Origin of the sequence: Psychromonas sp. (genome assembly GCF_047632995.1) — a bacterium.
Classification (GTDB): domain Bacteria; phylum Pseudomonadota; class Gammaproteobacteria; order Enterobacterales; family Psychromonadaceae; genus Psychromonas.
This window is the reverse complement of record NZ_JBLIEK010000039.1, coordinates 1-18,356: the sequence shown is the minus strand read 5'-3', so window position 1 is coordinate 18,356 and position 18,356 is coordinate 1. Positions and strand designations below refer to the sequence as shown.

Below are 18,356 nucleotides of genomic sequence, written 5' to 3'. Positions count from 1 at the left end.
TAATGATTATGGGTAAGTGGTTTAAGTCAGGTACGCCGTGGATCTGGATGACAGGCGGCGCGGTGAGTTTAAGTTTAATCGCCGTGATAGGTTTAGTTCTTCTAATCGGTTGGCGGGGGTTGAGTTTTTTTTGGCCAAGCACTGTTTATGAATTTGATATACAAAATGAGCAAGGGCAGCAGTACAATCTTATTGGTGAGATCTATGATTCTGAGGAGGTCTTAAAAGATCAGCTTGTTGCCGCCGGAGTCACTGGTCTGGAAGGTAAAGGCGATACACTGCAGCGTTATCTGATTAAAATTGGTAACCGTGAGTTTGTTGACCTTGATTTTCAATGGATATTAGAGACCATTATTTCAGGCAAAACAGTGCCGAAAGAGATCCTTGTATTGGAGCGAACTAAAAATGGTGATTTTTACGGTTATATTGAAAACATTTTAGAGAATGGTCAGCCAATTGCGGTTGAAAAAGATAATCTAATCGCCGAATTGCATAAAAGAATGCTGCGTACATCTGCTTTAAAAGATCAAGAAGAAGCTTTGTTGAGCAGTGAGATAGGTGATATTAATTTTGCGCTGGAAAAAATTCGCCTGACAAAACGCAAATTAGAGCTGGATGATCTATTAACAGAAGAAAAGATCACTCAGTTAAATACAGAAAGCGATCTGTTGCGCAGTCAATATCTAGGCTTAGAGAATCAACTGTTTGCTTACCGTAAAGAAGCACAGCGTGATAGTGTGCAGCTCCGGGATATGCGTGGCCGTGACGTTATCCTGCCCATGTCAACTGTGCTTGATTTTCATCAACCCAACAACATGACGTTCTTGGACAAGGTTCAGCATTGGTTTCATCAAATCGGTAAATTTGTCAGTGCAGACCCACGTGAAGCGAATACAGAAGGCGGTGTTTTTCCCGCTATTTTCGGTACTGTATTTATGGTGATGCTAATGGCCGTGATTGTGACGCCGTTTGGTGTGGTAGCTGCTATCTATTTACATGAGTATGCAGGCAAAAATAATTTCACCAAATTCATCCGTATTTCTGTGATCAATTTGGCCGGTGTTCCTTCTATTGTTTATGGTGTGTTTGGCTTAGGCTTCTTTGTCTATATTATGGGGGGCAGTATCGATCAGTTATTCTATCCAGAAGTACTGCCGTCGCCAACATTTGGCTCTCCCGGCGTGTTGTGGTCAGCATTAACCTTAGCTATTTTAACCCTACCGATTGTTATCGTATCAACCGAAGAGGGGTTAAGCCGGATTCCAAGCACATTGCGTGAAGGGTCGCTTGCACTGGGCGCTACAAAATCGGAAACTTTGTGGCGAATTGTTGTACCCATGGCAAGCCCTGCGATTATGACCGGTCTTATCTTGGCGGTTGCACGTGCAGCTGGTGAGGTTGCTCCCTTGATGTTGGTGGGGGTTGTTAAGATGGCACCCACTCTGCCTGTTGATGGTAACTTCCCATTTGTGCATCTGGAGCGTAAATTTATGCACCTTGGCTTTCATATTTATGATGTTGGTTTTCAGAGTCCGAATGTAGAAGCTGCGCGTCCGCTGGTCTACGCGACATCATTCTTATTAGTGACCGTCATTATTGGATTGAACTTGGCTGCAATCGCAATTCGAAATAATTTAAGAGAAAAATACCGATTATTAGAGCATTAGTTCTAACGTCTTAAGTAGGATATAGATATGATTACATTAGCAAAATCAAAGAAACAAAGAGAAATCCTCTCACATTTAAGCGCAGAGCAAACTGCCTTGGAGATTAAAAATTTAGATCTCTATTACGGCGATAAGCAGGCATTATTTGATGTTTCGATGAAAATACCAAAAGGTAGAGTAACTGCCTTTATCGGACCGTCAGGTTGTGGTAAATCGACCTTGTTGCGCTGTATTAACCGTATGAATGATTTGGTCGATATCTGTAGTGTCGAGGGCAGTATTGAACTGCATGGCGCCAATATATATGATAAATCGGTGGATGTTGCCTCACTGCGTCGTCGTATCGGCATGGTATTTCAAAGACCGAATCCTTTTCCTAAATCGATTTATGAAAATGTTGTCTACGGTTTACGCTTACAAGGCGTTAAAGATCGTCGCACCTTGGATGAGGCAGCTGAAAATTCATTGCGTGGTGCCGCCTTATGGAATGAGGTGAAAGATCGCCTGCATGACAATGCTTTTGGTTTGTCTGGTGGTCAGCAACAGCGTTTAGTGATTGCGCGCGCTATTGCTATTGGTCCTGAAGTGCTGCTGCTTGATGAACCGACTTCTGCTCTTGATCCGATTTCAACGCTTACAATTGAAGAGTTGATCACCGAGCTTAAAGAAAAATTTACAGTGGTCATTGTGACCCATAATATGCAGCAGGCGGCACGCGTTTCAGATCAAACTGCCTTTATGTATATGGGTAAATTGATCGAGTATTCAGATACTAATACGCTGTTTACCACACCGACAAAAAAACAGACCGAAGACTATATTACTGGCCGTTACGGCTAGTCGGAGCCTGGGTCGTCGTCATTTAGGCTAACTACCCAGGAGCTCTTTGAATGTGAGCTGGTTTTACACAAAGTAGACTGTAGTTACCAATAAATTAGTTAAATGGAGTCAATGATGGAAAGTTTAAATATTAATCGCCATATTTCAGGGCAGTTTAATAGTGAATTAGAGAGCGTTCGCAGTCAAGTGATGCTGATGGGGGGGTTAATCGAGCAGCAACTCAGCGATGCGTTAATGGCAATGGCGGATAACGATATTGAACTTGCACAGCAGATCATTATTAAAGACAAAGACGTTAATCAATTTGAATCAAATGTTGATCAGGAATGCTCACGAATTATTGCCAAACGTCAACCTGCAGCCACTGATTTACGTTTAATACTGACGATTATGAAAACTGTTACCGAGCTAGAGCGTGTTGGAGATGGTATCGCTGGCATAGCGCGGATGGTGATTGAAAATCATGGAAAGGCAGGACCGTCACTTATTGGTTTGGAGAATATGGGGCAAATAGTATTAAAGATGCTGCATAGCACCTTGGATGCTTTTACCCGCTTAGATTTAAAAGCAGCTATTATGGTGCATAATGAAGATAAAAAAGTGAACCGACAATATGAAAGTATTTTACGTGAGCTGATGACTTTTATGATGGAAGATCCGCGTTCAATACCTTATATTTTAAAGGTACTCGCTGCTGCGCGTTCAATCGAGCGAATTGGTGATCGCTGCCAAAATATTTGTGAGCAAATTGTTTATTTAGTTGAAGGTGTGGATGTTCGCCATGCAACAGAAGAAGAGATTAACTCATTTTTAGCAGAGTAAAATACCTTTTTTAACGTGACCAGATACACCTGTTTTGAATCTGGTCATTTTCCGCCACATTAAAATTCCACGTATTTCATCAAACCTAAGCTAAAAAATAGGGGCATACCCCATTTTATTGCTATCAGCTTATCTCTTTTTTCTGTTCTTTGCTTTTTCGCGGCGAATTGCGGCTGGGGTGTTTTCCGCTTTTTTACGCGCCAGCATCTGGTTACGCTCTTGTGTTGCTTTGTAGCGGCTTTTTTTAAGCGGCTGGTCTGATTGATTGTTATATTGTGTAGGCAGTCCAGTGTTTAACTCATAACCGGGGTAAACAATACGCTCAAATTTACGACCGATTAACGCCTCAATATTATCTAAAAACTGCTCATCTTTAGGGCTAACTAATGAAATTGCCATGCCACTTTTACCGGCACGACCTGTTCGGCCAATACGATGTACATAATCTTCTGCTAAAAAGGGTAAGTGGAAATTAACCACATAAGGCAGATTGGGAATGTCTAAACCGCGTGCTGCCACATCGGTCGCCACTAGCACGCGAACTCTCCCGTCAGTGAATTTTTCAATCGCTTGGCTGCGTGCGCCTTGGGTTTTATCGCCATGGCATAAAGCCGTTTTAATGCCATCAAGCTGCAACTCTTTGGCCAATAAATTTGCGCTCTCTTTGGTACCGGCAAATACCAGTACCTGTTTCCAGTTTTTAACGCCGATAAGCTCAGATAACAACTCCCGTTTACGCGTTTCTGAGACCCAGTAAACTTGCTGCTTTACCTTTCCTGATGTGGAGTTTTGTGGCGAGATATCAATCGTTTTTGGGGTCGTTAATAACTGTTTCGCTAATGTTTTTACCTTGTTAGAAAATGTTGCAGAGAACATCACTGTTTGATGCTTTTGCTTGACCACTTCCATCAACTGTTCGATATCTTTTAAAAATCCCATATCCAGCATACGATCGGCTTCATCTAAGACCAAGTGCTTGATATGTGAAAGATCCACATTTCTTAAGGTCAGATGTTCAAGCAAGCGGCCCGGGGTGGCAACCAAAACATCGACACCCGTTTTAAGCATTTTCGTTTGCGGGCCCATATTGACACCACCGCAGACAACACCTGAGCTGAGTGGTAAAAATTCACTATATTCTTTGACGTTTTTAGCAACTTGCAATGCTAGCTCTCGTGTCGGTGTTAAAATAAGCGCTCTAATTGTCGTATTATTGGCTGGTTTTGTGCTGCTGCTCTTAGCCAATAGATCTAAAATAGGCAGGGCGAAAGCAGCTGTTTTACCTGTTCCTGTTTGCGCACTGGCGAGCAGATCAGATCCGCTGCGGATAAGCGGGATCGCTTGTTGCTGAATAGGGGTTAGATTTTTATAACCACACGCTTTTACGGCTTTTAATAATTCAGAAGATAAACCTATAGCATCAACACTCATTCAGACCACCACTTATTCAAATAACGTAAACAAAAATTAAGGGCGCGAGTATAGCAGTACAAATGCCCAGATGAGTTAATAATATATAAAAACATGTTAACTTATTACTATCGGCCATTTTATTGCTTAGTTTTCGTTTTATAGATAATCTGCCTATTCGATAATAGCGACTTACAAAAGCGAATAATCTCACCATAAAGGGAGTCTATAATTATTCGCAAAATCCAATGTATGTCGCGATCACAGGCGTGTATTTGGCGTTAGCATTTCCTCTTGTTGATTCCTCTGTTAATGGTGATGCGCTTGGTTATTTTAGGTAAAGAAGCTTAACTTGAATGTTGTTTCGCCGTACAGTATGGATTATAAAAAACGGGTCAGACGCGGGTTATATAAAATACTTTCTTTACACCCAAACCACTTGAATATGGATATTCAAGTGGTTTGGGTGTATCAATAACAAAGGTGCACTATGGAACTCATTTTTTCACTATTACAGCAACTTAGTGTCTATTTAGTGATCGCTTATCTGCTCAGTAAAACCCCCTTATTTATGCCATTGACGACGGTTTCCGGGCATTTGTCGCAACGCATCGCTTGTTATGTGGTATTTAGCTTGTTTTGTATTCTCGGCACCTATTTTGGTTTGGCGATTGAAAATGCGATTGCCAATACGCGTGCTATTGGCGCCGTGATGGGAGGGTTATTAGGCGGGCCGCTAGTGGGGTTTTCAGTGGGCTTAACGGGCGGCCTTCATCGTTATACAATGGGCGGTTTTACCGACACCGCGTGCGCCATTTCGACCACTGCTGAAGGCTTGTTAGGTGGCCTGATCCATAGCTATTATGTGCGCCGTGGTTTAGTGGAAAGAATATTTAAACCCAGTGTGGCCTTTACAGTTTTGCTTATTGCAGAGGTGATGCAGATGGCCATTATACTAGTTGTTGCGCAGCCTTTTGATCAGGCATTGCATCTGGTTAAAGCAATTGCATTGCCGATGATCACAGCCAATGCATTTGGCGCAGCGCTGTTTATGAGTATTATTCAAGACAGAAAAGCGATTTATGAAAAATACTCGGCGGCCTTTTCCAGTAAAGCGTTAAAAATTGCAGAGCGGTCGGTGGGGATTCTAAACAATGGTTTTAATCAGCAAAGTACTAAAAAGATTGCGCAGATTATTTATGATGAAACCGGGGTCGGCGCTGTCGCCATTACCGATAGAGAAAAAATTCTTGCCTTTATTGGCATTGGTGATGATCACCATCTGCCCGGGACGCTTATTTCATCAGCTTATACAAAACAAGCGATTGAAAATTGTGAGCTGATTTATGCTGACGGTTATGAAATTGCTTATCAATGTTCCCTTGATAAAAAATGTAAATTAGGCTCGGCGTTGATAATTCCTCTGCTGGGTGACGATAAAGTACTTGGTACTATCAAACTATATGAGCCTAAACAGAAACTGTTTTCTTCCATTAATCGCACCTTAGGTGAGGGGCTGGCGAAGTTGTTGTCCAATCAAATTTTAACCGGGCGATATATCGAGCAGCAGAGGTTATTAACCCAGGCTGAATTACGCCTGCTGCAGGCGCAGGTTAACCCGCATTTTTTGTTTAATGCCTTAAATACAATCAGTGCGGTTATCCGCCAAGATCCCAATAAAGCGCGCGATCTTATTCAGCATCTTTCCCAATTTTTCCGTCGTAATTTAAAAAATAATATAGAGTCTGTGACTATTAATGAGGAGCTGGCGCATATTCATGCTTATCTTGAAGTTGAGTTAGCCCGTTTTTCAGATCGCCTGCAGGTTGAATTTTTAGTTGACCAGACGTTATTTAATCTGTCGGTGCCAACCTTTACGCTGCAGCCTTTAGTGGAAAATGCGATTAAACACGGTACTTCAACGTTACTGGAAAATGGCCGGATTGAAATTAAAGGCTCGATAATCAAAGAGAATAATCAACAGTTAGTAAAATTACAGGTTATTGATAATGCAGGCACCTATAGATTAAAAGAAAATGAGTCCGGACTGGGTTTACAGATTGTAGATAAACGTCTGAAAAATAGATTTGGGGAATTATATGGTTTGCATATGCATTGCGAACCGGGAGTTTCGACAACGGCAGAGATACTGTTTCCTCTGCTCAACAGAAAAGATGAGGTGAATAATGGTTAGCGCTATCATAATCGATGATGAGTTATATGCACGTGAGGAGTTAATTGCATTATTAAAAGAGACGGGGCAAGTTGAGATTATCGCTTCTTGTAATAATGCGATTGAGGGATTGCGCAAAGTTAACAGCTTAAAACCGGATGTGATTTTTTTAGATATTCAGATGCCGCAAATAAGCGGATTAGAGATGCTCAGCATGCTTGATCCTGACACTATGCCAAAGGTTGTATTCGTCACCGCTTATGATGAATATGCTTTAAAAGCCTTTGAGGATAATGCGTTTGACTATATTTTAAAACCGGTTGAACCCTCGCGTTTGGCCAAAACATTAAAACGTATAAAGTCGACCTCTGTTCGCGTTGACTATACACCTCTGCTGCAAGAGCAATTAGAGCTTATTCCCTGCGCAGGCTATAACCGGATTTTATTGCTTAAACCAGAAGAGATTGAACTGGCTTATTCTGATCAGGCCGGCGTACATATTCTTTGCGACGGATCTGCAAAAAGTGAAAATGCAGTGTCCTGTTCGCTCAGTTTAAAACTACTTGAAGAAAAAACCTGCTTGATTCGCTGTCACCGCCAGTATTTAGTAAACCCCACGGCGATCCGTGAAATCAGGTTGTTAGACAATTCACTTGCTGAAATCATTACCTGTAATGGGGCCGTGGCGCCCGTCAGCCGTCGTTATCTGAAAACATTAAAAGATCGTTTTGCATTATCGTAGCGCGTCTAATAAAACCATTAAAAACCACTCAATCTGCAGAAAAACAGTACCGTATCAGATTAATATAGAGATCTGATTTTAAATCTTATTTTTTAGAAAGTGAAAGGCTATTCAGAGATGAATAGCCTTTTTTTATGTGCGCAATGTTTTTATTCATAAATTGCCGGGGTCTTATTTAAATTATTACCAAAAACCGATCTATTATTAATGAATATCCGCTAAATCTGGCGTTATAAAGAGGTGCTGTAATGACTCAATGCTCAAAATTAGATGTTAATCTTCGCCAGATGATTATAGCGATTGAAACCGCTGTTTCGTTAGTGGGGATGAACGATACGAATCACGGCAAACGGGTTGGCTATATCGCCAGCCAATTGGGACAACAGCTTGGTTTTAGTGATGAGGAGATACAGTTTTTATTCGATCTGGGATTATTACATGATTGTGGTGTATCCACCGAGCAGATGCATGCTCATATTGTCAACCATTTTGACTGGTGTGATGCCCATATACATTGTGAAATTGGTTACCGTTTATTAAAAGATTTTGAACCACTTTGCGCTTTTGCAGTGCCGATTCTTTACCATCATACGCCATGGGAAAAACTTAATAAGTTAAACGTCAGCATGCTAGATGCGCGCATGGCAAACCTCATTTTTCTTGCCGATAGAATCGATGTGCTGGCGGCAACTCATTATGAAAGCGATATTTTATTCGCTAAAGAAGAGATAGTTAAATCAATCACGCATTATAAAGGGACCTATTTTGATCCTAAAATTGTGCATGCTTTTCATCAAGTGGAGAGATCTGAAGCTTTTTGGATAGCATTGGAGAGCCGTCATATTACGCGCTACACATGGGATATGTCGCAATTTAAAAATAATCGCTTAATAAGTCTCGCCCAGCTGAAACAACTTTCATCGATTATGGCCTATATTGTGGATCAGAAAAGTCCATTTACAGCGCAGCATTCACAAGGGGTCGCCAGTTTGGCGCATTATATTGCTTCCTCGTTGGGATTACTTGATGAACAGTGCGATAAAATTGAAGTAGCAGGGTTACTGCACGATCTTGGAAAACTCCATGTACCCGACAATATATTAGGCAAGCCGGGTCCATTAAATGAGATAGAGCGTGCCATTATGAACCAGCATAGTTATGAAACATATGAAATTCTTCGCCATATCAATGGACTTGAAGATATAGCTTGCTGGGCGGCATTCCACCATGAGGGGCTTAATGGTCTTGGTTATCCATTTCATCCCCAAAAACAAGAATTAAGTGTCGAGGCGAGAATTGTCGCAGTGGCGGATATATTTCAGGCACTGGTGCAGGATAGACCGTACCGAAAAGGGATGCAGTTAGATGAAGTAATAGATATTCTTGATGGATTTGTGAAAAGTGGCAAGCTAGATGGCGATATAGTGAAGCATGCGAAGCAGCACGCAGCAGTTTGCTTTGAAATTGCACAAGGGAGCCGCAAATAGAATCAGCGCGTTACTTACTACGCTTTTTTAAAATATTGCATTTATGTGCCACTAAAATTAGTATTTTATCTGTTGTTGTACGATACTTAAAAGAATTTTATTGACCAAGGCGGTAGTAATGGATATTTCCGGAACAGTAAATCTGAACAACCAGCCAGTAACAGTGCATCGTAATGATCCAAATAGTTCAACGGTAGCTAATCTTGCAAGTGAAAATCAGAAACAAACACAAAGCGTCGATCAAGTGGTAACAGAGCAACCGGTACAAAAAAGTACTGAGTTAAATAAAGATCTCGTTAATGCGCGTGTTTCAGAACATCAAGTAATGTCATCCGGAAATCAATTGACGGCGGATGAAGCGGTTGGCAGTTTAATCGATGTGCGTGTTTAACCTGTCTCTTTATGAATGCTATTTATAAAAATTATTTATAAAAATTATTTATGGAAATATTAGCAAATAATGTTCCACTGAAAATTGCAAACCGTTCACCTGTTGCGGCAAACGTTGCGGGGGATGTTGGCAACCAGTCTGCTAATTTTATTGCTAATGTAATACCTTCAGTGCCTGCGCAAGTTAATATTTCAGGTGGTTCTGTACACACCAACATTGTTGCAAATCAAACCTACGAACGACCAACCAATAAGCAGGTCAGTGATGCTTCTAATTCTCCTAATGCTCCTAATTCTCCTAATTCTAATGCATCGCTCAAGCCAACTGAAGATGGGCAACAAGGCGATAGCACAGATGTGCAGCAGAAAGAGGCAACAGAGCAAGCAGATAAACAAGCCGCAAAAGAAAAATCCAATGAGTCTAGCCCCGAGCCTATAAATAAAAACAGCACGCAAGAACAATACAGCGATGTTGAATTAAAGCAGATTAGTGCTTTAAAAATACGCGATAGTGAGGTGCTGACTCATGAAAGAGCACATTCAGCTGTTGGCGGGCAATATGCCGGAGCACCGAGTTACAGTTATAAGACGGGACCTGACGGTGTAAAATATGCCGTTGGAGGGGAAGTTTCAATTGACACTTCAGGCGTATCTAATGATCCGCAGGCAACATTACAAAAAGCACAGCAAGTCAAGGCTGCAGCATTAGCCCCTGCTGAGCCCTCCGGACAAGACAGACGTGTTGCAGCTAAGGCTGAGCAAATGGCAGCTCAAGCGCGCAGTGATATATTGCAAGAAAACCAGGGCAATAGTGGGGCGTCAACGACTCGTTATGAATCCTCTGTACCTGAACATTTGACCGGAGTGCAATCTTTAGAAACAGAGCGTAATGTGCAAAAAAACCTAAATAATCGTATTCAACAGATCAATAACCTTTATCACAACTCATCAATAAGCAAAGTCAGCTCGACCTTCCAAACCCAAATCTAGTTGCATTCTTTTAATTTCCATCCAAACGCATTGATTTAAATAAATATATCCCAGTTATTGCTTTGTCTCATTCAATTAAGATAGTAATATGAACAAAAACAGGTATCAATAAAATTGATACTTACAGGCGTTGTTATTTAGGAAAAGAATTGATGAAGTATTCATTTAAACAATTGGCTGTTTTTGATGCAGTGGCGAGCCAGGAAAGCGTTAGCGCGGCTGCACGAAAGTTATCAATGACGCAATCGGCGGTCAGTATGTCACTTTCTCAATTTGAGAATGTGTTAGACCGACCGCTATTTACCCGCCAAGGCAATAGATTGACACTTAATCATTGGGGGCGTTGGTTAAGACCTAAAGCTAAACGTTTATTACAAGATGCACAGCAAATAGAATTCGGCTTGCATGATCAGCAAATTATCAGCGGCAATATAATGCTCTGTTCGAGTCAAACTGCAGCGGAGCATATTCTGCCTAACCTTATCAGTAAAATTGATTCTGACTTCCCTGAATTGCGCATTGAATTAATGGTTGAAAATACAGATCATGTTATCAAAAGGTTGTTGAACCATGAATGCGATTTGGGAATAATTGAAGGGCGCAATGATGATGATCGCATCAATCAAAAAACCTTAATTGATGATCACCTTGTGGTCTTTACCAACCCTCACCACCCTTATGCAAAGTCAGATGTGGTCAGTCTTGCACAACTAGAACAAGGTAAGTGGGTTATACGAGAGATAGGCGCGGGGACGAGACGCATTTTCGATGGTGCTGTCCATGGCTTAATTGAAAATATTAATGTTTGGAAAGCATATGAAAGTGTGCCAGTTTTAAAAGCGATGGTAAGAAATGGTTTTTACCTGGGCTGCTTACCTTATTTGGATGTTGCACAGGAGGTGGAAAGCGGCCATTTAGTCATTTTACCAACACCACAATTGGATATGAAACGTAGTCTGGCTTTTGTCTGGCGAAAAGATGCCGGGGAAAATCCACTGCGGGATTGTATCTTGGCTGAAGCGCGGCGCTTTGTATCGGATCATGAAAAGAAAAAAGATAAGACAGGTGTTCGCCTGTCTTATCGGTAGATAGTTCGTCACTGGATGAGAACTAAAGGAGTGTGAATATTAGGCTGCTTGTGTTTCAGTTTGATCGCTAGGTGAGTACTTTTTAACGACTAAACTGGCCAGTTGGTGACGAGTGATCACACCGCACAGTTTGCCTTGATCTATAACAGGGTAAACTGAAGGTCGGTTAGCGGATGCCGCTTTTAAACGCTCTTCATAGCTTTGGTAATTAAGGCTGGTCAACATCCCACTGTCAGTAACCGGGAATAGTTTATTTTTATCTACAACCATAAATTCAAGCAGTGTAGTGACCGTTTGATTGGCATCTATCGTCAATATTTCTGTCTGCATTGCATGACTTATCTGATAGGTTAATTCTGTAGAGTACTCTTCTGACCATAATAACCTTAAAATATCTTGCTGCGATACAAAGCCAATCAATTGCTGATTCTGATCGACTACCGGCGCTGCACTAATTGCCTTGTCTGTTAATAAAGCCAGTGCTTGGTAGATATCTTGGTTTTGTGCAAACACAAGAGGGGTCTCATTCATAATCTCTTTTACAGTTACGTTTTTTAATCTGTTTTTCATAATAGATGTATCTCCGAAATGGGTTAATTGATTGTTGTTGTTTGGATTGTTTATTTTGTTTGTGCTGTTTTTCCCTTCGGCTTCGATTAACCAGTAGCCTATACCGACAAATACTCCCCCTCCGACTATATTGCCAAGCGTCACCGGGATCAGGTTATGTAAAATGAAGTTGGACCAGGTTAGATGAGCAAAGTCAGCGACGGCAAAACCATGACTAATAAAGAAGGCCGGCTCGCTGATTGCTTTGATGGTTATGCCAAGTGGCACCATAAACATATTAGCAATACTGTGTTCAAAGCCACTGCTGACAAACATCGCTACGGGTAATATTATAAGTATCGATTTTGCTAACGTATCTTTGCTACTAAAGGTCATCCAGGTGCCTAAACAAACCAGTAAATTACATAAAATACCCAATGCAAAAGCCTGTGCCCAGCTGTGTTCAAGTTTGTGTTGGGCAACCTGCAGAGCATTAATGCCCCATTCACCGCCATCAAGGAGGTGCATGCGAGCGGTTACAACAAGTGCCAGCATTGCTGCTGCACCCACAAGGTTACCTATATAAACGCGTCCCCAGCATTTAAGCAGCTGGCTAGTTGAAAACAGACCTTGCGCCCATGCAACTGTGCTTAATACTGTGCTGGTAAACAGTTCTCCACCACAAACCACCACCAGAATAAGACCTAAGCTGAAAGCGAATCCTCCCGCTAATCTGATTAGCCCCCATGGTGCATTATGTGCACCTGTCGTCACTGTGATATAAAAAACAAATGCGATGGCAATAAAAGCACCGGCAAAAATTGCTAATGCAAATGATTTTGTCGCTGATTTCTGCACCTTTTTAAGACCGTATTGTTCGACCTGCTTTAATATATCGTCTGAGTTTTCTGTTTTTTTATGATTTGTATTGATCAGTTTAATGGGATGATTGTTACTAAGCTCCATAATGTCTATCGTGATAAATCACGCCTCTTATTTGTTGTCTACGGTGTTTTTTTCGATTACTCATCATCTTCTCCTGCCAGGGTTATATTGATTTATTAACGCGGCCCAAGTGTTTGGGTATAAAGAGCATAAGATAGATAGAATGATAATAATAATTGATATTATTAATACTTTGATTCAATTAAATTGATGGATGGGTTTTCTAATATAAAACAGCCGCTGCGGCTGATTTTTTTAAACGGTTAGGGAATAAACTTGGAAGGGGGCTCTTTACCTCTATTTCACTCTATTAATTTGAGTTAGTCGTTATTTCTGCGAAGATTTCATCACTTTATAATTACCTGTTGTATTATGTTATTTGTATCTATTGGCGGGGTAGACTCGTGTTAGTCGTAAAAAGGACAATAAATGACATTAGTTGGCGCCATTCCTGAGCATAAAAAAATGTTGGTTATATTTCGCATGGAACCAGGATCCTTGGGGCCTAATGGCAGCGAGTATATTAAAGAGTTTTGTGAGTTTGCCCAAATACAGTTACAAGCGGGAGCCAGTGCGTTTATCACTTGGTCAATTGTACCGCGCTCAGATAAAACCCGAGCAGAAATTGAATTTCAAATCTTATCAAAGAAATTAAGTAGAGGTAAAGCGAGTCAATATTTAAACCTGTTTGGGGAAAGTCTTGATTCTTTTGAAGCGCAGTTAGAAGATAATCTTGAAGCGATAATTAATCAGTATTTTGGCCGCTAGATTTAACTACTCATATAAATTTAATTCTGAATAAATTATGTTAAAAAAAATAAGCGTGACGCAATTGCGTAAAGGAATGTATATCAACGACTTAAAGTGTGGTTGGTTTACTCATCCCTTTGCACTCAATCGTTTTAAATTAGAAAATGAATCCGATATTCGGAAAATTATTGCTGCGGGTGTAAAAGAGATCGAAATTGATACAGCAAAAGGGCTGGATCTCTTTGTTGAAAAAAGAAAAACAGAAAATAATGAACTTCGTAAGGTTATTGACCAGCGTCCAGCTGATAAGGTTGAGCGCGTAAGTGCGAGACAAGAGGTAGGTCAAGCAAAAATAGTATTTGCAGAAGCGGGGATGTTTATTACCGAAATGATGGCAAATGTAAAAATGGGCCAGCATGTAGAATTAGAGCAGGTTACTCCTGTTATCAATAAAATGAGCGCCTCGATTTTACGTAATCCCAATGCGTTATTGGGACTGTCGCGTATTCGGGTTATGGATAAATACACCTTTGAACACTCCGTTAGTTTTTCCGTGTTGATGATGGCATTTGCAAAAAGCATGGGATTATCGCAAAAAATAATAAAAGAGGTGGGAATTGGCGGATTATTACATGATATAGGTAAAACACTGACACCCAATGAAATTCTCAATAAGCCAGGAAAATTAACTGAACAAGAATTTTTGATCATGAAAGAGCATGTCGTTGATAGCCGTAAAATTTTAGAAAAAACCGCTGGGCTTTCTCAAATTGCGATGGATATTGCCGCGCAGCATCATGAAAAGTTTGATGGCAATGGTTACCCTTTGGGTTTAAAAGGTGATCAGATTAGTCTGTATGGGCAGATGTCAGCCGTTGTCGATGTTTATGATGCACTAACGGCAGATCGTTGCTATCACGTGGGTAAAGAGCCTTCCGAAGTGTTAAAGTTATTACTCAAATGGGGCGGCAGCCATTTTAATCCTGAGTTAGTACAAAAATTTATTCAATCTGTTGGTATTTATCCCGCTGGAAGTTTAGTTTTATTAAGTAACTATCACTTGGCAACGGTAATAGATATTAATGAAAATATGCTTAAACCTCAGGTTGAGCTGTTTCTTAATACCAAAAAGCGCTGTTATGTACCACGTAAAATCATTAATTTATCTGCTTGTGACGATATTAAAATATTAAGTGTTGAATCTTATGCCAAGTGGAATATACAACAGTAACTTTCGCTTGTGAGCCTTGCTTTAACAACCAAGGTGACTCCCGATTGCAAGTTCCTATAAAGACCATTCGCCCTTACCAAAACGATAAATAATCGCACTGCCTAACTGGTTTTCATGGGCATCTGTACGCGGGCTGTAATAATGGCGCCAATCAGATTGCACAGCCCAATTATTATTAATTTTATAATGTAAACCTAATCCGCCATTGATTTGGAAACGTTTATCGTTTCTCTCCTGTTCGCGCATCATTTCACCCACTCCTGCCGTGATAAACGGGCGCCAATCAGATTGCGTGTTGAGATAATACTGCAGATCTAAGCTGTAATTTTCGTAAATAATACTTTTACTGTTTTGTTTCTCTTGCAGATCGGCTCGACTATAGTTTAACCGCGCGGATATACTGCGCGTAAAATATAAACCGGCGGAAAGTTGTTTCCCGTAGGCATGCTTCATACCCCATTCGTTATCTAAATTCAGCCAGACGGCGCCTGCAGAGATGCCTACAATCCCTGTATCAACAGGATCTACACTATGGCTTCTATAAGGTCTATATTCATTTGTTTTGCCGCTAATAGCAGGTAGCGCATCGCTGTCATCCGCGCCAAACAGATAGCTGACTTTTAACCCTATTTCGCTCTCCGTTCCATTACCATATGGCAATGCTGCCTGCTGGAAAGTGAAATAACCTGTGCCTGCTTTAATGATATCAATACCAAATAAGTAGTTAACATTTCGCCCGATAGAATCAACGGGATCAAGTAAAAATAGAGAGGTGTTGCCGAGGATTTCTGACCCTAACACTGTGCCGCCATTAAGCCAGATATCGCGTTCTGTATTAAAAGCCCATTCCCCATAAACCCAGCCCAGAACAGGGGTTACCACTAAATCTTGAATGGATGGCACTTCCGCAAATGCTTCCATACCGTATTCCCAATAAAAGGTGGACATCATAAATGAGTATACAAATGCATCCCATTGACGATAGCCGGACTTACGGGCCGATTGGTAAAATACCCCGCCAAAATAGGGATGGGCGACGTAGTTCAGGTACCAATCGTCTCGATCCCATACTGGGCCGGCAGAGACATTCTCTAGCCATTTTGTAGAAAGAGCCGGGTCATCATCTTCCTCTTCCCAATTGGTAATGGTACTGGGCATGGCGCCCAAGGTAGCTATTACTACCGCACCTAAACCGAAAACCGTATAAGTTTGTGATAACAGGCGATCCGAGTCTTCCCCGTTTTGGGGGCTGAACAGGGAGATCTGATAGGGGCTATCATAGAAGCTCGGATCAATCTCTTTATCTTCCCATAGAGAATTCGTCGCTTGTATTTGATAGCTTATTTCATATTCTTGCTCTAATTGCGGGGCGATTAGATCGTTATCAGCCATTGCGGTACTAGAAATTAAAATAGCGCCGATAAACAGGGCGTTTTTAGGTGATCTTATTGGCTGATAATTTTGCAAATACACGTGTTTGTTACTCAAAATAAAGGGAAAAGATAAAGCGAAGGTTAAGGAAACGACTCCGCTGTAGATTGCATCTCAAATGAGTGCAATTTACAGCAGAGTCTTGGGAAAATCAAAAAAATTAAAGTGGCAAGTCAAATAAAGTGAATATGGGATCTGAATCGGCTTAGTTTTCGCTGGGTAAATTGTCAGCTGGAAATGTTACGCCGGTTAATTTACGTATTTCAGTAATCACTTGTGCCGTTTGTGTTGAGCGTAACACGGCCTTTTCATCCATTTTTCCCTCGGCTATTTGCCGGGCAAAAAAGGCGGCTTCATAACTCATGCTGTTTTCAGCTTGGGGTAATGTGAGGTCGGTTATTTGTGTTTGATGGAGATGAATTTTTTCACACAATGAAATTCTTTCAATGACTAAACTCCCTTGCTCTCCCTGTATCTCGCTTGGCAAAACAGCATCGCTTATTTTAGAGTGATCTATCGTTACACTGAAATCACCATAATTGAGCAGCGCGCTGCCACAGCCATCCACTCCTGATTCTAAGAGCAGGGCATCGGCTTGTATTTTTTTAGGCTTGCCAAACAATGCAACAGTAAAAGCGATGCAGTAATAACCAATATCCATAATTGAACCGCTAGAAAAAGTAGGATTAAAGGTATTTGGATTCTCACCATCTAAATATCTTTGGTAGCGAGAGGAGTACTGGCAGTAGTGAATATGTGCCTTACGCAGCTTGCCTAATTTAGCTATATTATTTTTAACTTGCTGGAAATTTGGCAGAAATGGGGTCATATAAGCTTCAAATAAAATAACATTATTAGTTAATGCGGTCTGATAAAGTATCTCTACCTGTTGCGCATTGGATGCTAAGGGTTTTTCACAAATAACGTGTTTACCCTGTTGCAGCATCAATAAGCTTTGTTCAAAATGCAAAGAGTTAGGGCTGGCGATATAAACGGCTTGTATATCGGCAGCGCGACTTAGCGCTTGTAAATCGTCAAAGCAAGTTGTTACATTAAATTTACTGGCAAACGCGTGTGCATTTTCGAGTTTACGAGAATAGACAGCGCAGAGTTTTAGCTGTTCTGCCGGTAATGTTGCGCTGACAAACTTTTCGCTGATCCAGTTACTGCCAATGACTGCAAAATTGATCATCCAGAACTCCTGATATTAATGTAAAATGTGATAACAGTATGTTGAAACAGATAAATAAAACAAGTAGTAAAATGAAATGATGAATGTAAATGCAGCTAAAATTAAACAACAACTCGCCAGCGAACTATCTATCACACTTAACCAGGTGGATGCTTTCGTTACACTTTATGATGATGGTAATACCGTGCCATTTATCGCCCGTTATCGTAAAGAGGCGACATCAGGGCTTGATGATAGTCAACTTCGTCTTCTGGAAACGCGTTTAATTTACCTGCGGGAATTAACTGTTCGCCGTATTGCTATTTTAAAAAGTTTAACTGAACAGGATAAATTATCCCTGCAGTTAAAAAATCAAATAGAGTCCTGTGTCAATAAAAGTGCACTTGAGCTCTTATATCTGCCTTTTAAAAGTAAGCGAATCAGTAAAGGGAGATTGGCGATTGAAGCCGGACTTGAACCTCTTGCTGATAAGTTGTGGTATCAAGATAGTGTCGATAAAGCCTTGCTGGCAAGAAAGTATGTGAACGCTGCGAAGGGGTTTGATGATATTGATAGCGTACTCGATGGCGCACAAGAGATACTGGTTGAGCGGATAAGCTGTGACATTGTGCTGCTGGAAAAATTGCGCAAACAGTTATTAAATAACGCA

General features: G+C 40.9%; 16 protein-coding genes and 1 pseudogene. 13 read left to right on the top strand and 4 right to left on the bottom strand.

Annotated features, from left to right (window positions below):
* Positions 1-8: 8 nt before the first annotated feature.
* From pstA to phoU, 3 genes are all read left to right on the top strand, one after another.
* A complete protein-coding gene (gene pstA / locus ACJAT7_RS08890; protein WP_415226446.1) occupies positions 9-1,667 on the top strand; it encodes a phosphate ABC transporter permease PstA in 1,659 nt (552 codons plus the stop codon).
* A 27-nt stretch (positions 1,668-1,694) separates the two neighbouring features.
* Positions 1,695-2,507 (top strand): phosphate ABC transporter ATP-binding protein PstB, encoded by an 813-nt coding sequence (pstB, locus tag ACJAT7_RS08885; protein WP_415226445.1) that lies wholly within the window; start codon positions 1,695-1,697, stop codon positions 2,505-2,507.
* A gap of 114 nt (positions 2,508-2,621) precedes the next feature.
* Positions 2,622-3,329: a phosphate signaling complex protein PhoU gene (gene phoU / locus ACJAT7_RS08880; protein ID WP_415226457.1), complete on the top strand. Its 708-nt coding sequence runs from the start codon at positions 2,622-2,624 to the stop codon at positions 3,327-3,329.
* Positions 3,330-3,458: 129 nt separating this feature from the next.
* Here the strand turns inward: phoU and ACJAT7_RS08875 are convergent, their stop codons facing one another.
* Entirely contained in the window at positions 3,459-4,760 is a 1,302-nt protein-coding gene (locus tag ACJAT7_RS08875) for a DEAD/DEAH box helicase (RefSeq protein ID WP_415226444.1), read from the bottom strand.
* A 191-nt stretch (positions 4,761-4,951) separates the two neighbouring features.
* Here ACJAT7_RS08875 and ACJAT7_RS08870 point away from each other — a divergent pair.
* The 7 genes and pseudogenes from ACJAT7_RS08870 to ACJAT7_RS08840 all read left to right on the top strand — a co-directional run.
* A pseudogene (locus ACJAT7_RS08870) lies at positions 4,952-5,080 on the top strand (hypothetical protein); the annotation flags it as partial.
* Between the two features lie 149 nt (positions 5,081-5,229).
* Positions 5,230-6,933 (top strand): LytS/YhcK type 5TM receptor domain-containing protein, encoded by a 1,704-nt coding sequence (locus ACJAT7_RS08865; protein WP_415226443.1) that lies wholly within the window; start codon positions 5,230-5,232, stop codon positions 6,931-6,933.
* Positions 6,926-7,654 carry a two-component system response regulator BtsR gene (gene btsR / locus ACJAT7_RS08860; protein ID WP_415226442.1) on the top strand — a complete coding sequence of 243 codons (729 nt, stop codon included), beginning with the start codon at positions 6,926-6,928 and terminating at the stop codon, positions 7,652-7,654. The genes ACJAT7_RS08865 and btsR overlap by 8 nt, the downstream gene beginning before the upstream one ends.
* A 248-nt stretch (positions 7,655-7,902) precedes the next feature.
* Positions 7,903-9,141: an HD-GYP domain-containing protein gene (locus ACJAT7_RS08855; RefSeq protein WP_415226441.1), complete on the top strand. Its 1,239-nt coding sequence runs from the start codon at positions 7,903-7,905 to the stop codon at positions 9,139-9,141.
* Positions 9,142-9,259: 118 nt separating this feature from the next.
* Positions 9,260-9,532 carry a hypothetical protein gene (locus ACJAT7_RS08850; protein WP_415226440.1) on the top strand — a complete coding sequence of 91 codons (273 nt, stop codon included), beginning with the start codon at positions 9,260-9,262 and terminating at the stop codon, positions 9,530-9,532.
* A 50-nt stretch (positions 9,533-9,582) separates the two neighbouring features.
* On the top strand, positions 9,583-10,521 hold the full coding sequence (locus tag ACJAT7_RS08845; RefSeq protein WP_415226439.1) for a putative metalloprotease CJM1_0395 family protein: 939 nt from the start codon (positions 9,583-9,585) through the stop codon (positions 10,519-10,521).
* Positions 10,522-10,673: 152 nt separating this feature from the next.
* Positions 10,674-11,609, top strand: coding sequence for a LysR family transcriptional regulator (locus ACJAT7_RS08840; RefSeq protein WP_415226438.1), 936 nt, complete (start codon positions 10,674-10,676; stop codon positions 11,607-11,609).
* 39 nt (positions 11,610-11,648) lie between these two features.
* Here ACJAT7_RS08840 and focA read toward each other — a convergent pair whose 3' ends face one another.
* The gene (gene focA, locus ACJAT7_RS08835; protein ID WP_415226437.1) at positions 11,649-13,124 is read right to left on the bottom strand and encodes a formate transporter FocA; all 1,476 of its coding nucleotides are present in this window, start codon (positions 13,122-13,124) and stop codon (positions 11,649-11,651) included.
* Between the two features lie 408 nt (positions 13,125-13,532).
* On the opposite strand from focA, the gene ACJAT7_RS08830 reads away from it, so the two are divergent.
* On the top strand, positions 13,533-13,871 hold the full coding sequence (locus ACJAT7_RS08830; RefSeq protein WP_415226436.1) for a hypothetical protein: 339 nt from the start codon (positions 13,533-13,535) through the stop codon (positions 13,869-13,871).
* 37 nt (positions 13,872-13,908) lie between these two features.
* Positions 13,909-15,084 (top strand): HD-GYP domain-containing protein, encoded by a 1,176-nt coding sequence (locus ACJAT7_RS08825; protein WP_415226435.1) that lies wholly within the window; start codon positions 13,909-13,911, stop codon positions 15,082-15,084.
* Positions 15,085-15,138: 54 nt separating this feature from the next.
* Here ACJAT7_RS08825 and ACJAT7_RS08820 read toward each other — a convergent pair whose 3' ends face one another.
* On the bottom strand, positions 15,139-16,557 hold the full coding sequence (locus ACJAT7_RS08820; RefSeq protein ID WP_415226434.1) for a DUF3943 domain-containing protein: 1,419 nt from the start codon (positions 16,555-16,557) through the stop codon (positions 15,139-15,141).
* A 163-nt stretch (positions 16,558-16,720) separates the two neighbouring features.
* Entirely contained in the window at positions 16,721-17,707 is a 987-nt protein-coding gene (locus tag ACJAT7_RS08815) for a Gfo/Idh/MocA family protein (protein ID WP_415226433.1), read from the bottom strand.
* 76 nt (positions 17,708-17,783) lie between these two features.
* On the opposite strand from ACJAT7_RS08815, the gene ACJAT7_RS08810 reads away from it, so the two are divergent.
* A partial coding sequence (locus ACJAT7_RS08810; RefSeq protein ID WP_415226432.1) for a Tex-like N-terminal domain-containing protein occupies positions 17,784-18,356 on the top strand: 573 nt, incomplete at its 3' end.